At 60.4% G+C, this 1,078-nt stretch carries 2 protein-coding genes; both read left to right on the forward strand.

Annotation, left to right across the window (positions count from 1 at the left end):
- The coding region (locus ACP693_RS17680; protein ID WP_426050137.1) for a hypothetical protein at positions 1–473 on the forward strand (473 nt) is incomplete at its 5' end.
- A gap of 25 nt (positions 474–498) precedes the next feature.
- A partial coding sequence (locus tag ACP693_RS17685) for an HlyD family secretion protein (RefSeq protein WP_426050138.1) occupies positions 499–1,078 on the forward strand: 580 nt, incomplete at its 3' end.

A 1,078-nucleotide genomic window follows, 5' to 3' on the forward strand; every position in this document is an offset into this window, starting at 1 on the left:
TGCTCGGGATTGGTTTGAGCATGCTCGCGTTGTCGTGCTTCGGCGGTTCGCAGATTACTTCGGTATGGATTCGCGACAATTTCTATGTCCTGCAATGGCTGCAGATTTTCGGTCAGCCGATGTCGGTGCTGCCGCTATTGATGCTCGCCACCGGCAGCATCTCGCCGATGGAAGGGCCGTTCGCCTCGGCGTGGTTCAACACTATCAGAGGCATGGCGGCCGTGATCGCCACCGGGGTAATCGAAACGCTGACCACAGCGCGGCTGCATTTCCATTCGACGATGCTGGTCGATCGTCTCGGCAACTCGCCGCTGGCCGCGCAAGACGCCGGTCTCGCCCATCGCTTGCACGAACAAGCCGTGGTGCTGACTTCTTCGGATCTCTACTTGTGCATGAGCGGCGTGGCACTGGCGCTGATTCTGCTGATTTTCTGGCTGCCGACGCGGATGTTCCCGCCTCGCGCGCCGACTTGATTGCTTCACGAAACAGAAGGTTTTTATGACGACTCAAGCAAAGCAAAAAATCGCCGTCGCCGTGGCGGCTGCACTGGCTGTCGGCGTGTTGCTGTACTTGGCGGTGCCGGGTCTGTTCGGCAAACGCACGCAGCAGAACACCAACGACGCCTATGTTTCCGCTGACTTCACGTTGGTGGTGCCGCGTGTGTCGGGCTTCATCAAAGAAGTGCTGGTGGAGGACAACGAGCAAGTGAAGGCGGGACAGTTACTCGCACTGATCGATGATCGCGATCTGCGCGCCGCCGCCGAGGCGGCCGATGCGCAAACCCTGGTCGCTCGCGCCCAATTGCAAAATGCCAAAGCGACGCTGGAGCGCCAGACCTCGGTGATTGCCCAGGAGCAGGCTGCGGTAGTTTCGGCCAAGGCTGAAATGGCTTTTGCTCAGCAAGAACTCAATCGCTACAACCACCTCGCGGGCGTTAGTGCCGGTACGGTGCAGAACGCGCAACAGGCGCGTACGCGGATCGATCAGGCCAGCGCCAAGCTCGACACCGCCACCGCGAAACTTGCGGCGGAACGCAAGCAGGTCGACATTCTCAGCGCCCAGCGCGATGCAGCCGAAG

Source organism: Brevundimonas sp. TWP1-3 (assembly GCF_049896085.1).
Lineage (GTDB): Bacteria > Pseudomonadota > Alphaproteobacteria > Caulobacterales > Caulobacteraceae > Brevundimonas.